This is a genomic window from Pseudomonas sp. CAN1, from assembly GCF_030462585.1.
Lineage (GTDB): Bacteria > Pseudomonadota > Gammaproteobacteria > Pseudomonadales > Pseudomonadaceae > Pseudomonas.
The window spans coordinates 1-16,735 of record NZ_JASMRU010000055.1; the positions used below are offsets into that span (position 1 = coordinate 1).

General features: G+C 68.3%; 6 protein-coding genes. 3 read left to right on the forward strand and 3 right to left on the reverse strand.

Features of this window, described 5'->3' with window-relative positions; translation table 11 throughout:
- The 3 genes from QO207_RS30210 to QO207_RS30220 form a co-directional block, all read left to right on the forward strand.
- Window positions 1-2,053: membrane-bound PQQ-dependent dehydrogenase, glucose/quinate/shikimate family (locus QO207_RS30210; RefSeq protein ID WP_301535929.1), on the forward strand; the 2,053-nt coding region annotated here is incomplete at its 5' end.
- A 107-nt stretch (window positions 2,054-2,160) separates the two neighbouring features.
- The gene (locus QO207_RS30215; protein WP_301535930.1) at window positions 2,161-3,426 is read left to right on the forward strand and encodes a carbohydrate porin; all 1,266 of its coding nucleotides are present in this window, start codon (window positions 2,161-2,163) and stop codon (window positions 3,424-3,426) included.
- A gap of 130 nt (window positions 3,427-3,556) precedes the next feature.
- Window positions 3,557-3,889, forward strand: coding sequence for a DUF1508 domain-containing protein (locus QO207_RS30220; protein WP_301535931.1), 333 nt, complete (start codon window positions 3,557-3,559; stop codon window positions 3,887-3,889).
- 293 nt (window positions 3,890-4,182) lie between these two features.
- Here the strand turns inward: QO207_RS30220 and QO207_RS30225 are convergent, their stop codons facing one another.
- The 3 genes from QO207_RS30225 to QO207_RS30235 all read right to left on the reverse strand — a co-directional run.
- Window positions 4,183-5,145, reverse strand: a complete 963-nt coding sequence (locus QO207_RS30225) for an alpha/beta hydrolase (protein WP_301535932.1) — start codon at window positions 5,143-5,145, stop codon at window positions 4,183-4,185.
- Window positions 5,142-12,929, reverse strand: coding sequence for a non-ribosomal peptide synthetase (locus QO207_RS30230; protein ID WP_301535933.1), 7,788 nt, complete (start codon window positions 12,927-12,929; stop codon window positions 5,142-5,144). The genes QO207_RS30225 and QO207_RS30230 overlap by 4 nt, the downstream gene beginning before the upstream one ends.
- A gap of 11 nt (window positions 12,930-12,940) precedes the next feature.
- Window positions 12,941-16,735, reverse strand: a 3,795-nt coding sequence (locus QO207_RS30235; RefSeq protein WP_301535934.1) for an amino acid adenylation domain-containing protein, incomplete at its 5' end; no start/stop codon positions are given.

The following is a 16,735-nucleotide window of genomic DNA, read 5'->3' on the forward strand; positions in this document are numbered from 1 at the left end:
CTATGGCATCGCCGGGGTGCTGGCAGTGCTGGTGATGATCGCTGCCGGCAACATGTTCGTCGCCCACCCGAGCGTTGCGCCCACCGGCAAGGGCCCTGGCCTGACGCCGGTCGACCCAGCCCACGCGCAGAAGGATTGGGCGCACTACGGCAACACCGAGGGCGGCAGCCGCTTTGCCGCGCTGGACCAGATCAACCGTGGCAACGTCGACAAGCTCAAGGTGGCCTGGACCTACCACACGGGCGATGTGGCGATCAGCGACGGCAACGGCGCGGAAGACCAGCTCACCCCGCTGCAGGTCGGCGACAAGGTGTTCATCTGCACCCCGCACAACAACCTGATCGCCCTCGACGCGGACACCGGCAAGGAACTCTGGAAAAACCCGATCAACGCCCAGTCCAAGGTCTGGCAGCGCTGCCGTGGTATGGCCTATTTCGACGCCACCAAAGAGATCGCTCAGCCGACCCAGCCCAACAGCTCGCAGGTCATCGCCGCCAGCGTCCCGGCCGGCGCCAACTGCCAGCGTCGACTGCTGACCAACACCATCGATGCGCGTTTGATCGCGGTGGACGCCGACACCGGCGAGTTCTGCCAGGGCTTCGGCAACAACGGCCAGGTCGACCTCAAGGCCGGCCTGGGCGACGTGCCCGACTCCTACTACCAACTCTCTTCCGCCCCGCTGATGGCCGGCACCACCGTGGTGGTCGGCGGGCGCGTCGCGGACAACGTCCAGACCGACATGCCCGGCGGCGTGATCCGCGGCTTCGACGTCATCACCGGAGCCATGCGCTGGGCCTTCGATCCGGGCAACCCGCAAGACAAACAGGCCCCGGCGGACGGCAAGAGCTACGTGCGCAGCACCCCCAACAGCTGGGCGCCGATGTCCTACGACCCGGCGATGAACACCGTGTTCCTGCCCATGGGCAGCTCCTCCACTGACATCTATGGCGTGGAGCGCAGCAAGCTCGACCACACCTACGGCGCCTCGATCCTCGCCGTGGACGCCAGCACCGGCGCCGAGAAGTGGGTCTACCAGACCGTGCACAACGACCTCTGGGACTTCGACCTGCCGATGCAGCCGAGCCTGATCGACTTCACCAAAGACGACGGCAAGACCGTGCCGGCCGTGGTGATCGGCACCAAGGCCGGGCAGATCTACGTGCTCGACCGCGCCACCGGCAAGCCGCTCACCGAAGTGAAGGACGTACCGGTCAAACCGAGCAATATCCCCAACGAGCCCTACTCGCCGACCCAGCCGAAATCCGTCGGCATGCCGCAGATCGGCGCGCAGACTCTCACCGAGTCGGACATGTGGGGCGCCACGCCCTATGACCAGCTGCTGTGCCGCATCGACTTCAAGAAGATGCGCTACGACGGCCTCTACACCGCGCCCGGCACCGACCTGTCGCTGAGCTTCCCCGGCTCCCTGGGCGGCATGAACTGGGGCAGCCTCTCCACCGATCCGGTGCACGGCTTCATCTTCGTCAACGACATGCGCCTGGGCCTGTGGATCCAGATGATTCCCTCGGCCAACAAGGGTGCGGCCGCCGGCGGCGGCGAAGCGCTGAACACCGGCATGGGCGCCGTTCCGCTCAAGGGCACGCCTTACGCGGTGAACAAGAACCGCTTCCTCTCGGTGGCCGGCATCCCCTGTCAGGCGCCACCGTTCGGCACCCTCACCGCCATCGACATGAAGACCCGCCAGGTGGCCTGGCAGGTGCCAGTGGGCACCGTCGAAGACACCGGCCCGCTGGGCATCCGCATGCACCTGCCGATCCCCATCGGCCTGCCGACCCTCGGCGGCACGCTGTCCACCCAGGGCGGCCTGGTGTTCATCGCCGGCACCCAGGACTTCTACCTGCGCGCCTACGACAGCGGCAACGGCGAGGAAATCTGGAAGGCCCGCCTGCCCGTCGGCAGCCAGGGCGGCCCGATGACCTACGTGTCGCCCAAGACCGGCAAGCAGTTCATCGTCATCACCGCCGGTGGCGCACGCCAGTCCACCGACCGTGGCGACTACGTGATGGCCTACGCCCTGCCCGACAAGCAGTGAGCGGCCCGGCCTGACGATCCCATCGCGCCCGCCTCGTGCGGGCGCCTCCTTCCGGCGCGGCACTACCACCGCGCCTTTTTTTATTCGCTGCAAGTTCAGGAAATCCCATGCGCACTTCCCTTCGCCTCACGCCCGGCCTGCTGCTGTGCGTCGCCTCGCTGCCTGCGCTGGCTGAAGAAGGCCTGCTCGAACGCAACACGCTGACCGGCGACTGGGGCGGCCTGCGCCACCAGCTGGAACAGGATGGCGTCAAGTTCACCGGCGACTACAGCGGCGAGAGCGCCTACAACACCCACGGCGGCCTGCACCGCTCGGCGCGCTACTCGCAGAACATCAAGCTGGGCATGCAGTTCGACCTGTCGAAACTCTACGGTCTGGAGAATGGCGGCAAGGTTCAGTTGACCATCAACGACCGCCGCGGCAACAGCGCCTCCGAAGACCTGGTGGGCAACCGCCTGCCGGTACAGGAAAACTACGGCGGCCTCTACACCCGCCTGACCGAGCTGAGCTACGAGCGCGACCTGAGCCAGGCCGTGAACCTCAAGCTCGGCTACATGGCCATGGGCAACGACGTCGGCGGGCTGGACAGCGGCATCCTCTGCAACTTCATGAACGCCGGTTTCTGCGGCCACCCGCTGAACATGTCCGGTGGCAGCGGCTGGACCAACTACCCCAACGCGCACCTGGGCGCGCGGGTGAAGTACAGCTTCGCGCCCGACTGGCAGCTGCGCATCGCCGCCTTCAACGTCGACCCGGAGAGCAACGGCAACTCCAGCCGCGCCTGGCACCTAACGCCCAAGCACACCACCGGCACCGTGGTGCCCATCGAGCTGATCTACAAGCCCCAGGGCGAGCTGCCCGGCGAGTACAAGCTGGGCTGGTACTACGACAGCTCCGACGTGCAGCGCATCGGCAGTGACAAGGAAGTGTCCGGTCGCAGCGGGCATTACCTGCTGGTCGACCAGGCCGTGTGGAACGACCCGGCTTCGAAGGGCCGAAGCCTGCACCTGTTCGGCCAGGCCTCGGCCGCCAGCACTGCTGCCTCGCCCTTCACCAAGTGGTATGGCGCCGGCGTGGTGCTCTACAAACCGTTCGAAGGCCGCCCGAAAGATACCCTCGCCCTCGGCTACGGCCGCGCCGTGCTGAACCCGCGCAGCCGCGAGGTGCAGGAAGACAACGCCCTCGCCAACGGCCAGGCCTTCCCCAACCTGGACAGCGGCGAGCAGCTCATCGAGCTCAGCTACGGCTACCAGGCCACGCCCTGGTTGACCTTGCGCCCGGACCTGCAATACGTCATCGAACCGGGCGCCTTCTCCGGCCAGGACATCGACAACGCCCTGCTGCTCGGCCTGCAGGTGAAGGCGACGTTTTGATTGCCGGTCAGGTTTAACCTACGGTTTTATAAGGTTTTTCTTATATCGATGAGGCTGAAGTGTTCCTAAACTGGTCTGTCACCCGGCGCTAAAGCTGCCGAACACTGACACCGAGTATCTGGAGCACGACATGCCCGGTTGGTATGAAATCAAGGAACTCAGCAGCGGCAGCCGTCGCTTCATCCTCAAGAACACTGCCCATGGCACCCTGCTGGAAAGCGGGACCTACCCGTCCCAGGAAGCTGCCGAGCAGGCCATCGGCAGCCTGCGCAACTCCTGCGCCGCCGTCGAGCGCTACAAGCGCCAGATGTCGCCGGGCGGCAAGAACTTCTTCGTGATCCGCGACAACACCGGCGCGGAAGTACACAAGAGCAAGCTGTACGACTCCGAAGCTGCCCGCGAACAGGCCATCGCCGTCATCGCCCAGGCCGGCCTGAGCACCGAGCTGCGCGCTTTCGCCTGAGTGCCGCTCGAATGAAAAAGCCCCGCGCAATGCGGGGCTTTTTTATGGGCGCTCGGTGGACGGTATGACCATCTCGTAGGGCGGATAACCCGGAACGGGTTATCCGCCGATGCCCTCGGCGGATAACGCTGGCGCGTTATGCGCCCTACGATTGGCGAATGGGGTCAGGCAGTAGGAGCGGACCTTGTCCGCGAAATCCATTGCGGCGGATGCGGCGATCACAGGCCCCTCTTCAGGTCATCGCCTGCCGGCGATTCGCGGAGAAGCTCCGCTCCTACGAGAGCCCCATCGGGTCACCACCGCGCCGCGAGGAATTCCGCCACCCGCCGGTAATACCCCGCCACCTCCGGCACCAGGTTGCCCATGCGCAGGAAGTCGTGGGTCATGCCGCAGCAGCGTTCCGCTTCCACTTCCACGCCCTGCTCTACCAGCGCGTGGGCGTAGGCCAGGCCTTCGTCCAGCAAGGGGTCGAACTCGGCCGCGAACAGCAATGCCGGTGCGCTGCCCTGCAGAGCGGCGCCCGCATGGACCGGCGAGCAGCGCCAGTCACCGCGCTGCGCAACGTCGGGCACGTACTGCTGGTAGAACCAGTCCAGACTGGCCGTTTCCAGCAGATAGCCTTCGGCGAACAGTTCCTCCGATTCAGTGCGAGCGCTGGCATCTGCCGCCGGGTAAAACAGCAGCTGCGCGCATGGCTGTGCGGCGCCCTCGCCCGCCAGTTCGGCGCAGAGCACGGTAGCCAGCGTGGCCCCCGCGCTGTCGCCACCGACGGCAAGACGGTGCGGATTCAGGCCGAGGCTGGCAGCCGAATCCAGCAACCAGTTCCACGCATCGCGGGCATCGAAGGTCGCCGCCGGGAACGGCGCTTCCGGCGCCAGGCGATAACCCACCGAAATCACCGCGCAAGCGCAGTGCTTGGCCAGCCACCGGCACAGCCCGTCATGGGAGTCCAGGCTGCCGACCGTGTAACCGCCGCCATGGAAATACAGAATCGCCCCGTCGCCTGCACCTACTGGTCGGTACAGGCGAACGGGCAGTTGCCGGCCTTCCCGCGCCGGGATCAGCAGTTCTTCCACCGGCATCGACGGTGCGCCGGCCTTGAGCGATTCCGAGGAAGCCTCGAAGTCCTGCCGCGCCTGTTCCAGCGGCAGTTCGTGCAGCGCCGGGCGACCGCTGCGGCGGCCGTCGTCGACCATATCCAGGAAGGCGGAAATCTCCGGGTGCAGCATGCCGACCTCTTTCATCAATGCGTTCATACCGTGGCTTGCTCCTTGCGCGCGCCGCTTTCCACCTGGGCGCAACAATGGCCAATTACCCCTTCCAGCTCCGTGCGCAGCTGCGCCATCAGCGCCTCGATGCGCGACGGGCGGAACACCCGGCGGCTGAACATGCAGCGCAGAGTCAGTTCGCCGTCATAGACCTGGCCGACGATCTCCAGCCAGTTGTTCATCGGCGTGCTGGCGGCATAGGTGTCGCCGGGCTTCTCCTGCAGCGGCACGAACAGCGCCTTGTCGTCGAAGCTCTGGTCGAACTGGCCGAGGTAGTTGAAGGTGACGCGCGGTTCGGCGCGGGCGGCCAGCTGGCGGCGCAGCGCACTGTCACCCAGATAGCGCAAGGCGCCGTAGCCGATGCCCTTGTCCGGCACCGCGCGCAGTTGCTGGCGGATCGCCGGGATGGCCTGGGCGTAGTCGCCCTGCCCCGGCGTCAGGCGCAGCGGGAACAGGCTGGTGAACCAGCCCAGGGTGCGGCTGTGGTCGACCTCGTCGAGGATGTCCTCGCGGCCGTGGCCTTCCAGGCCGATCAGTACCGATTCGCTGTCGCACCAGTGGCACAGGGTGCGGCCCAGGGCAGTCAGCAGCAGGTCGTTGATCTGCGTGCGGTAGGCCTCTGGCGCCACCTTCAGCAGGCGCTGGGTCTGCTGGCGGTCCAGGCGCAGGAACAGCTGTTCCAGGTGCGCCATGCGCTCGGCACCGCGCGGGTTGTCGCGCTGCGGCTCGCCCAGGCCGGTGGTGTCGGTCTGTTCCAGCCAGTACGGCAGGTCGGCCTGGGCCAGTTGGCTGTCGGCGTAGTCGCGCAGGCCTTCGGCCCAGGCGCGGTAGGCGCTGGTGCGCTCGAAGCGCGGCGCCGCCTCGCCCGAGAGCTGTGCAACGTAACGCTGCTGCAGTTCCTCCAGCAGGATGCGCCAGGACACGCCGTCCACGCCCAGGTGGTGGATCACCAGCAACAGGCGCTGGGTGCCATCGGCCATGTCGGTGAGCACGCCGCGCAGCAGCCGGCCTTCGCTGAGGTCCAGGCTGCGCTGCGCCTGGTTGGCGATCAGCAGCGCCTCCTCGGCATTCGCCGCCTGGCGCTGCCAGAGCAGCGCGCCGGTGATCTCGCTGGCCTCACGATAGCGCTGGCGCCACAGGCCGTCAGCCCCACGGGCGAAGGACAGGCGCAGGCTGCCGTGCTCGGCCAGCAGGCCCTGCAGCGCCGCTTCCAGCGCCTCGGCATCGAGCCGCTGGCGGCACTCCAGCAACACCGCCTGGTTGAAGTGGTTCGGCTCCTCCAGCTGCTGCTCGAACATCCATTGCTGGATCGGCACCAGGCCGAAGGATTCGCCGTCGTCGGCCACTGCCACGGTCGCTGTCGGCGCCGCCTCGGCCACGCTTTCGGCGCGCTCCAGCAGCCCGGCAATGGTCTGGTACTGCAGCAGGTCACGCAGGCGGATTTCCACGCCCTCGCCCAGCGCCTGGCGGGCGCGGGAGACGATCTGCAGGCTGAGGATGGAGTCGCCGCCCAGGTCGAAGAAGTTGTCTCGGATGCCGACGCGCTCCACCTGCAGCACGTCCTGCCAGATGCCCGCCAGGGCACGCTCGCGCTCGTTGCGCGGCGCCTCGTAGGCCTCGCCCTGCCAGGTCGGTTCGGGCAGCGCCTTGCGGTCGATCTTGCCGTTGGGCGACAGCGGGAAGCGCTCCAGCCGCAGGATCTGCGCGGGCACCATGTAGTCCGGCACCTGCTCGCGGAGGAAGTTGCGCAGCGCATCACCTTCCGCCTCAGCGACTACGTAGCCGACCAGTTGCTTGCCGCTGATGCCGTCGCGGGCAACCACCAGCGCCTCGCTGACCTGCGGGTGATCCTGCAGGCGCGCCTCGATCTCGCCCAGCTCGATGCGGAAGCCGCGAATCTTCACCTGATGGTCGATACGCCCGACGTAGTCGATCACGCCATCGGCGCGACCGCGTACCAGGTCGCCGGAGCGGTACAGGCGGCCACCGCTCGCATCGAACGGATCGGCGACAAAGCGCTCGGCGGTCAGCCCGGCGCGCTCGTGATAACCGCGCGCCAGGCCGTCGCCGCCAATGTACAGCTCGCCGGCCACACCCAGCGGCACCTGGCGCAGCTGCTCGTCGAGGATGTACAGCTTGCGCGCACCGACGCCCTTGCCGATGGGCGCATAGGCAGCATCGCAGGCCGTCGTGCGGTCGGCCTTCCACAGCAGCGGCGTGACCACGGTTTCCGTGGGGCCGTAGCCATTGATCAGGTGCTCGGCACGCAGCGCGCGTTTGGCCAGTTCGAAGCTGGCATTGGGCACCGCATCGCCGCCGAAGCAGTAGATGCGCACCGGCGGCGGGTTGCCGTCACGCAGCGCGTGCTCGGCCAGTTGCTGCAGGTAGACCGGCGGGAAGGCCGCCACGCTGACCTGCTTGTCGTGCAGCACGCGATAGGTCTGCTCCGGCGTCCACAGCTCGTCGCCGCGCAGCACCAGGCTGCCACCATGCACCAGCGTGGTCAGCCAGCGTTCGTGGGCGCCGTCGAAGGCGAAGGACATGAAGTGCAGCTCGCGGGTCGCTGCGTCCATCCGGTACAGCTCACCGATGGCCGCGCAATGCATGGCCAGCGGGCCATGGCTGACCGCCACGCCCTTGGGCTTGCCGGTGGAGCCGGAGGTGTAGATCAGGTAGGCGAGGTTTTCCGGTTCCAGGGCCACGACCGGCAGGTCACTGTCTTCGCCGGAGAGGTCAAGACCATCCAATTCCAGGCAGGTCACGCCCGCCGGTAGCGGCAGGCGCTCGCGCAGGCGGCTGTCGGTGATCAGCAGCGCGATGCCGGCGTCGGCCATTTGGAATTCCAGGCGCTCGCGCGGGTACTCGGCGTCCAGCGGCACATAGGCGCCGCCAGCCTTGAGCACCGCCAGCAGCGCCAGGGGAATGCGCACGCTGCGCGGCAAGGCCACGCCAACGCGGACTTCCGGGCCAACGCCCAGCGCCATCAGGCGATGGGCCAGGCGGTTGGAGTCGCGCTCCAGCGCCGCGTAGTCGATTTCCTGGTCACCGCAGATCAACGCCACCTCGTCGCCACGCAGCGCCGCCTGGCGGGCGATGGCCAGGTGCACCGGCTCCGCCGGCGGCAGCGACTGGTGCGGTCCACGGCAGGCGGACAGCGCCGCACGGTCATTGGCGGACAGGCACTGCAGCTCGCCGACGCGCTTGCCGGCGCCGTGCAGCAGGCTGTCCAGCACCTGCTCCATGTTGCCGCGCAGACGCGCCACGGCGGCTGCGCTGAAGTGCGCGCGCAGGTACTGGTACTCGATCTCCAGGCGCTCGCCGACGCGCACAGCAAGGTCCATGGGAATGCTGGTCTCGTCCTTCGACTTCAGCTCGCCGAAGCGCGGTCCCTGGGCGCTGCGCAGCACCTCGTCGACCGGGTAGTTCTCGAACACGATGATGCTGTCGAACAGCGCCTGCCCGGCCTGGCCGGCCCAGCGCTGGATGTCGTACAGCGGCGTGTGCTCGAACTCGCGCACGTCCAGGTTGTAGGCCTGCAGCTCGCGAAGCCAGTCGCCGAGGTCGGCTTGCTCGGCCGGCGCCTGGACGATGGGCAGCGTGTTGATGAACAGGCCCAGCAGGCTGTCGGCGCCGGCCAGTTGCGCGGGACGCCCGGCCACGGTGGCACCGAAGGCCACGCGCTGCTGCCCGGTGTAGCGTTGCAGCAGAAGAATCCACGCCGCCTGCACCAGGGTGTTGAGCGTTACCCGCTGGCTGCGGGCGAAGGCCTTCAGGCGCTCGGTGGCCGCCGCGTCATAGCGGCTGTATTCCAGGCCGTGGCCATTGCCTTCGGCCGGGCGCGCCAGGCTGTCGGCGAGCACGGTGGGCTGGGCGAAGCCTTGCAGCCGTGCACTCCAGAAATCCTGGGCCTGCTGCTGGTCCTGCACCTGCAGCCAGTGGATGTAGTCGCGGTAGCGGCCCTGCTCGGCGATGCTCTCGCCGTTGTAGCGGCGCAGCGCCTCGGCGAACAGCTGGGCGTTGCTCCAGCCGTCGAGCAGGATGTGGTGGTGGGTGTAGACCAGCTGGTGGCTGGCCTCGGCGCTGCGCACCAGCACCAGGCGCAGCAGCGGCGGCTGTTCCAGGTCGAAGCTGCGGCTGCGTTCGGCGGCGGCCAGCTCGTCCAGCGCCGCGTCCATATCCTCGCGGCCGCGCCAGTCGAGGACTTCCAACGGCAGCTCGACGTGTTTGTGTACGGCCTGCACCGGCTGATCCAGCCCCTGCCAGTGCACGCCGGCACGCAGGTTGTCGTGGGCATCCAGCGCGGCCTGCCAGGCGGCGCGGAAGCGCTCCACGTCGAGGTCCTGCACTTCCACGCGCAGCTGGTTGACGTAGACGCCGCCCTCGCTGCCATCCACGCCGTGGAACAGCATGCCCTGCTGCATCGGCGACAGCGGGTAGAGGTCTTCGATCTGGTCTGGATTCAGACCGAGTGCGGCCAGCTGTGCGGCGTCCGGCGCATCGATGGTGGAAACCACAACCGGCGCATCGGCCGCCACGAAATCACCGGCCACACGGGCCAGCGCTTGCAGCGTCTGGTGCTGGAACAGGTCCTTCGGGCTCAGTTGCAGGCCGGCGGCGCGGGCGCGGCTGACCACCTGGATGGAGACGATGGAGTCGCCGCCCAGCTCGAAGAAGTTGTCGTCCAGCCCCACCCGCTCAAGGCCGAGCACGGCGCACCAGATGGCCGCGAGGGCCTGCTCGCGCTCGCTCTCGGGCGCGCGGTAGGTCTTCTGCAACAGGCTGAAGTCCGGCTCCGGCAGCGCCTTGCGGTCGAGCTTGCCGTTGGGGGTCAGCGGCATGCGTTCGAGCTGGACGATCTGCGCGGGGACCATGTAGTCCGGCAGTTCTTCCAGCAAGGCGGCGCGCAGGTCAGTACCCCGCTCATTCAAAAGAGGGCCGGTGACGTAGCCCACCAGCTGCTTCACCTGCCCCGCATCGCGGGCGATGACCACCGCCTCACGTACGCCGGGCTGGCCGAGCAGGCGCGACTCGATCTCGCCCAGTTCGATACGGAAGCCGCGGATCTTCACCTGGTGGTCAATGCGGCCGAGGTATTCCAGCACGCCGTCTGCACGCCAGCGCGCGAGGTCGCCGGTGCGGTACATGCGCGCGTTCCGCTCGGCTCTGTACGGATCGGCAACGAAGCGCTCGTTGGTCAGCTCCGGGCGCCCGTGGTAGCCGCGCGCCAGGCCGTCGCCGGCAATGTACAGCTCGCCTGCCACGCCAATGGGTGCGGGTTGCAGCTCGCCATCGAGGATGTACAGCTGGGTGTTGGCGATGGGCTTGCCGAGCAGTGCACGGGCGCCCTTGTCGATCTTCCAGGCCGCCGACCAGATGGTGGTTTCGGTGGGACCGTAGAGATTCCACAGCGCATCAGTTTGTGCGGTGAGCTTGTCCGCCAGCTCGGCGGACAGCGCCTCGCCGCCGCAGAAGAAGCGGCAGCCGGTCAGGCGCGGGAAGTCCTGGTGGCCGCTGAGCAGCGTCCAGGTGCTCGGCGTCGCCTGGATCACCGTCACGCCCTGTTCCAGCGCCACGCCGAGCAGGCGCGACGGGTCGCGGGCGACGTCACGGTCGACCAGCACTACGCGGCCGCCGACCAGCAGCGGCAGGTACAGCTCCAGCGCGGAAATATCGAAGGACAGCGAGGTCAGCGCGAACACGCGGTCCTGCGCGTCCAGGCCCGGCTCGCGGGCCATGCTGAGCATGAAGTTGACCACGCCGCCGTGGCGCACGGCGACGCCCTTGGGCTTGCCGGTGGAGCCGGAGGTGTAGATGACGTAGGCGAGATCGTCGGGCTTGGCGAGGTTCGTCAGGTCGCTGTCGGCGTAGCCATCCAGCTGCACCCAGTCGCGGTCCAGGCAGAACGCGCGGGCGCCCGTCTGTGGCAGTTCGCCGAGCAGGTGCTGCTGGGTCAGCAGCAGGCGCACGCCGCCGTCTTCGAGCATGTGCGCCAGGCGTTCGGCGGGGAATTCCGGGTCCAGCGGCACGTAGGCGCCACCGGCCTTGAGCACCGCCAGCAGCGCCACCGGCAGCTCCACCGAGCGTTCCAGGGCGACACCGACGCGGCTGTCCGGGCCGACGCCCTGCTCGCGCAGCCAGTGCGCGAGGCGGTTGGCGCGGCTGTTCAGCTCGGCGTAGCTGAAGCTGCGCTGGCCATCGGTGAGCGCCACCTCAGCGGGCGAGCGCTGCACCTGCTGTTCGATCAACTGGTGCAGGCAGGCATCGCGCGGGTAGTCCATCGCGGTGGCGTTCCAGCCGTAGAGCAGTTGCTCGCGCTCGCTGCCATCGAGCAGCGGCAGGCGCGCCACCGGGCATTGCGGGTCGCGCACCAGGGCCTGCAGCAGGTTGAGGAAGTGCCCGCCGAGACGTTCGATGGTCGCCGCGTCGAACTGGTCGGTGGCGTACATGAACTGCCCGCGCACCTGGCCGTCGCGGCTTTCCTCGGTGTTCAGGGTCAGGTCGAACTTGGCGATGCCGCTGTCCAGCTCCAGGCTTTCCAGCTGCAGGCCACCGGGCAGCTCGCGCAGGGCGTCGCGGCGGCTCGGCTGATGGTTGCAGGCCACCTGGAACAGCGGGTTGTAGCTCAGGCTGCGCTCGGGTTGCAGCGCATCCACCAGTTGCTCGAACGGCAGGTCCGGGTTGGCCTGGGCGCCCAGCACCGCTTCGCGGGTGCGGGCGAGGAAGGCGTTGAAGGATTCGTCGCCGTCGATGCGCGCCGACAGCACCTGGGTATTCACGAAGAAGCCGATCAGCCGTTCACTCTCGGCACGGCCACGGCCGGCGATGGGCACGCCCACGCGCAGCTCGCGCTGCCCGCTGTAGCGCGACAGCAGCAGCTGGTAGGCCGCGAGGATCAGCATGAACAGCGTGGCGCCCTGCCCCCGCGCCAGTTCGCGCAGGGAATCGCCGAGCGCGCGGGGCAGCTCGAAGTCCAGCGTCGCACCGCGGTAGCTCTGCACCAGCGGGCGCGGGCGGTCGCCCGGCAGGGTCAGCAGCAGGGATTCGTCGCCCAGCTGTTCCTTCCAGTAGGCCAGCTGCCGCTCGCCCTCGCCGGCCGCCAGCCACAGGCGCTGCCAGCGGGCGATGTCGCTGTACTGGATCGGCAAGGCTTCCAGCTCGGCCTGGGTGCCTTGCACTTCGGCGCTGTACAGCGCAGCGAATTCATCGATCAGCACGCCGATGGACCAGCCGTCGGCAATGATGTGGTGCAGGTTCACCAGCAGCAGCGCTTCACCCGGCAGGCGCGCCAGGTGCAGGCGCAGCAGCGGGCCTTCGGCTAGGTCGAAGGAACTCTGGGCGGCGTTCTGCAGCCAGCCGCGCGCGGCAGTTTCGTCGGTAAAGTCGCGGTGCTCCAGGCTCGGCGCGCCGGGCGGGAGGATGCATTGCTGCACTTCTCCCTCAATTTCCCGGAACACCGTGCGCAGGCTTTCATGGCGCGCGATCAGCGCGGCGAAGGCCCGCTCCAGCGCGCCCTCGTCCAGCGCACCGCGCAGGCGCACGGCGGCGGGGATGTTGTAGGCGGCGCTGTGCGGCTCCATCTGCCAGAGGAACCACAGGCGCGCCTGGGCCGCCGAGAGCGGCGCGTGCTCGCGCTCCTCGCGGAGGATCGGCAGGCGCGACAGGCTCACGCCTTTCTCGCGCAGCTGACGCAGGAAGATGATCTGCTTGTCCTCGGGCAGCGCGCCAAGGCGCTCCGCGACCTGCTTCAGCTGGGCGTCCATCGGGTGTGTCATTCCACCACTCATCAAAGGTTCTCCAGCTCGCCGAGCAGTTCATCCATCAGGTCCAGTTCCTCTTCCGCGCTAGCGGAGCTTGCCCGCTGGGTTTCGATCCAGGCGGCCAGCGCCTCGATATTGCTCAGCTCGAACAGGCGGTGCAGCGGCAGCTCCAGCCCAAGGCGCTGACGCAGGGTCAGGCCGACCTGGGTGAGCAGCAGCGAATGGCCGCCCAGTTCGAAGAAGTCGTCGTGCAGGCCGACGCGGTCCACCTGCAGCACGTGCTGCCAGATGCCGGCCAGCTCGACTTCCAGGTCGCTGCGCGGCGCCACGTATTCCCGCAGGCTGTCGCCCAGCTGCGGGTCCGGCAGGGCTTTGCGGTCCAGCTTGCCGTTGGGCGACAGCGGCATGGCGTCGAGGGCGATGATCCGCGACGGCACCATGTAGTCCGGCAGCTCGCCTTGCAGCGCCTGGCGCAGGGTTTCGGGCTCGGCGCTGGCGACCACGTAGGCCAGCAGCACGCCGTCCCTGGCCACCACCACCGCTTCGCTGACCTGCGGGTGGGCCTGCAGGCGCGCTTCGATCTCGCCCAGTTCGATACGCAGGCCGCGAATCTTCACCTGATGGTCAAGACGGCCGAGGTATTCGATGGCGCCATCTTCGCGCTGGCGAGCTAGGTCGCCGGTGCGGTATAGACGCTCACCACTGCCGAAGGGGTCGGCAACAAAGCGTTCAGCGGTCAGGCCAGGACGCGCGTGGTAACCGCGCGCCAGGCCGACGCCGCCGATGTACAGCTCGCCCGCCACGCCTTGCGGCACCGGCTCCAGGCGCTCGTCCAGCAGCACCAGGCACAGGTTGTCGATGGGCCGGCCGATGGGCACGACCTGCCGTGCGTTGTCCTCATCGCAGGCCCAGAAGCTGACGTCGATCGCCGCCTCGGTCGGGCCGTAGAGGTTGTGCAGCCTGGCACTGCTGCGCTGGCGGAATTGCTGTTGCAGCTCATAGGGCAGTGCCTCGCCGGAGCACATCACCTGCAGCAGCGACGGGCAGCGCTCCAGCTCACCGGAGGCGACGAAGGCCTGCAGCATCGACGGCACGAAGTGCAGCGTGGTGACCTGCCCCGCCTCGATCACCTGGCGCAGCGCTGCCGGATCGCGGTGCGCGCCGGGCGCGGCAACCACCAGGGCGGCGCCGGTCAGCAGCGGCCAGAAGAATTCCCACACCGACACGTCGAAGCTGAACGGGGTCTTCTGCAATACCCGGTCGGAGGCGTCCAGTGCGTAGGCCTTCTGCATCCAGTTCAGGCGATTGACCAGCGCGCGATGGCTGTTGCCGGCGCCCTTGGGCTTGCCGGTGGAGCCGGAGGTGTAGATCAGGTACGCCAGGCTCTGCGGGCTGCCGGCGCTGGCCGGGTTCTGCTCGGAAGCCGTGGCGATCTCGCTCCACTGGCTGTCCAGGCCCCTGTCTATGCAGATCAGCTCAGCGTTGCTCGCGGGCAGGCGTTCCAGCAGGTGCTGCTGGGTCAGCAGCAGACCCACACCACTGTCAGCGAGCATATGCTGCAGGCGCTCCTGCGGGTAGTCCGGGTCCATCGGCACGTAGGCGCCGCCGGCCTTGACGATGCCCAGCAGGGCCACCACCAGCTCCACCGAACGCTCGGCGGCCACGCCGACCAGCACGTCCGGGCCGACGCCCTGGCCGCGCAGCCAATGCGCGAGCTGGTTGGCGCGGGCGTTGAGCTGGGCGTAGCTCAGACGCGAGTCACCGAATTGCACGGCCAGCGCGTCCGGGGTCGCGGCGACCTGGCGCTCGATCAGCTCCTGCAACTGCACGTCGGCGGGGAACTTTGCCTCGGTGTCGTTGAAGCGTTGCAGCAGTTCGTTGCGCTCGGCATCGGCCAGTTGGCTGACCCGGCCCAGCAGGCGCTCGGCATCTTCCACCAGGGCCAGCAGCAAGTGCTCGAAGTGGCCGCGCAGCTGTTCGATCTGGCTGGCACTGAGGCGGTCGGCGCGGTAGGTGTAGCGCACGTCCAGCTGTTCGCCGGCGCTGGCTACCAGGGCCAGGGCGTAGTTGGTGCCGTCTACCGGGTGGTGGCCGAGGATGCGCAGGTCGTCCTCGCTGGACGACGCCAACGCCGCATCCATGGGGAAGTTCTCGAACACGATGATGCTGTCGAACAGCGCCTGGCCGCCGCGGCCTGCCCAGCGCTGGATGTCGTACAGCGGCGTGTGCTCGAACTCGCGCACGTCGAGGTTGAAGGCCTGCAGCTCGCGCAGCCAGTCGCCGACGCGCTGGGCGTCATCCGGCGTTTGCAGGATCGGCAGCGTGTTGATGAACAGGCCGAGGCTCTCCTCTGCCCCCGGCAGCGTGGCCGGACGCCCGGCGACGGTGGCGCCGAAGGTCACGCTGCGCTGCCCGCAGTAGCGTTGCAGCAGCAGCGCCCAGGCTCCCTGTACCAGGGTGTTGAGGGTGATGCGCTGGGCCTGGGCGAAGCGTTGCAGCGGCGCGCTGTCGAGGCGGCTGTGCAGCTCGCGCAGCGGCTCCTCGCTGAAACCGGCGTTGCAGGCGGTGGCCAGCAGGGTCGGCTCGTCGAAGCCCTTCAGGCGCTCGCGCCAGAAGCTCTCGCCCGCCGCGCCGTCCTGGGCGTGCAGCCAGCCGATGTAGTCGCCGTACTGCGCGGCCGGTGCCGGCAGTGCTTCGCCACGGTAGAGGGCGAGCACTTCGCCGATCAGCCGCGCGCTGCTCCAGCCGTCCAGCAGCAGGTGGTGGCAGGTCCAGATCAGGTGGTAGCGGCGTTCGCCCAGGCGCACCAGCGCCAGGCGTTGCAGCGGCGGCTTGGCCAGGTCGAAGCCGAGGTTACGCTGGGCGTCGGCGACGCTTTCCAGTTGCTGCACGCTGATCGGCTGGTCGCGCCAGTCGAAGGCCTGCACCGGCAACTGTACGTCGCGCAGGACGAACTGCAACGGCGCAGCGTCGGCACTGGCGAGGAAGCCGGTGCGCAGGTTGGCGTGGCGGGCGATGACTGCACGCCACGCATTCAGGAAGCGCGCCTCGTCGAGGCCGTCCAGATCGACGCGCAGTTGGTTGACGTAGAGCGAGGAGCCCGGCACGTCGAGGGCGTGGAACAGCATGCCCTGCTGCATCGGCGACAGCGGATAGAGGTCTTCCACCCCGTCCGGCAGCGGCAGTGCGTCGAGTTGTTGCTGGTCGAGGCCGAGCAGCGGCAGCTCGGCAGCTTCCAGCTTGCGTGGGGTGTTCAAGCAGTAAGCGACCAGTGCTTGCAGCTCGGCGCGTAGCAGCGCCTGCAGCTCATCGATGTCCGCGGCATCGAACATGGCGCTGCTGTAGGTGACTTCCAGGCTCAGTTCGCCGCCCAGTACGCGGCCGGCGTAGACCAGCGTATTGCCCAGCGCGGCGTTCAGCGGCTGGCTGCGGCCCACGCCTTCGAAGGCCGGCAGGAAGTCGGCGTCGGCGAAGGCCTGGTCGAGCTGGCCGAGGTAGTTGAAGGTCACCTGCGGTGCCGGCAGGTCACGCAGGCTGGCGGCATGGCTGCTCAGGTAACGCAGCTGGCCATAGCCGATGCCGGCGCGCGGCAGGTTGCGCAGGTGTTCGCGGGTGGCGCGCAGGTCTGCACCCGGCTCGCCGCCGGCTTGCAGGCGCACCGGATAAAGCGCAGTGAACCAACCCACGGAGCGGCTCAGGTCCAGCGCGGCTTCGCCGTCGAAGGCGTCGCGGCCGTGGCCTTCCATCTCCACCAGTGCGGAGCTTTCGCCGGTCCAGGCGCACAGGGCGCGGGCCAGCGCGGTCAGCAGCAGGTCGTTGAT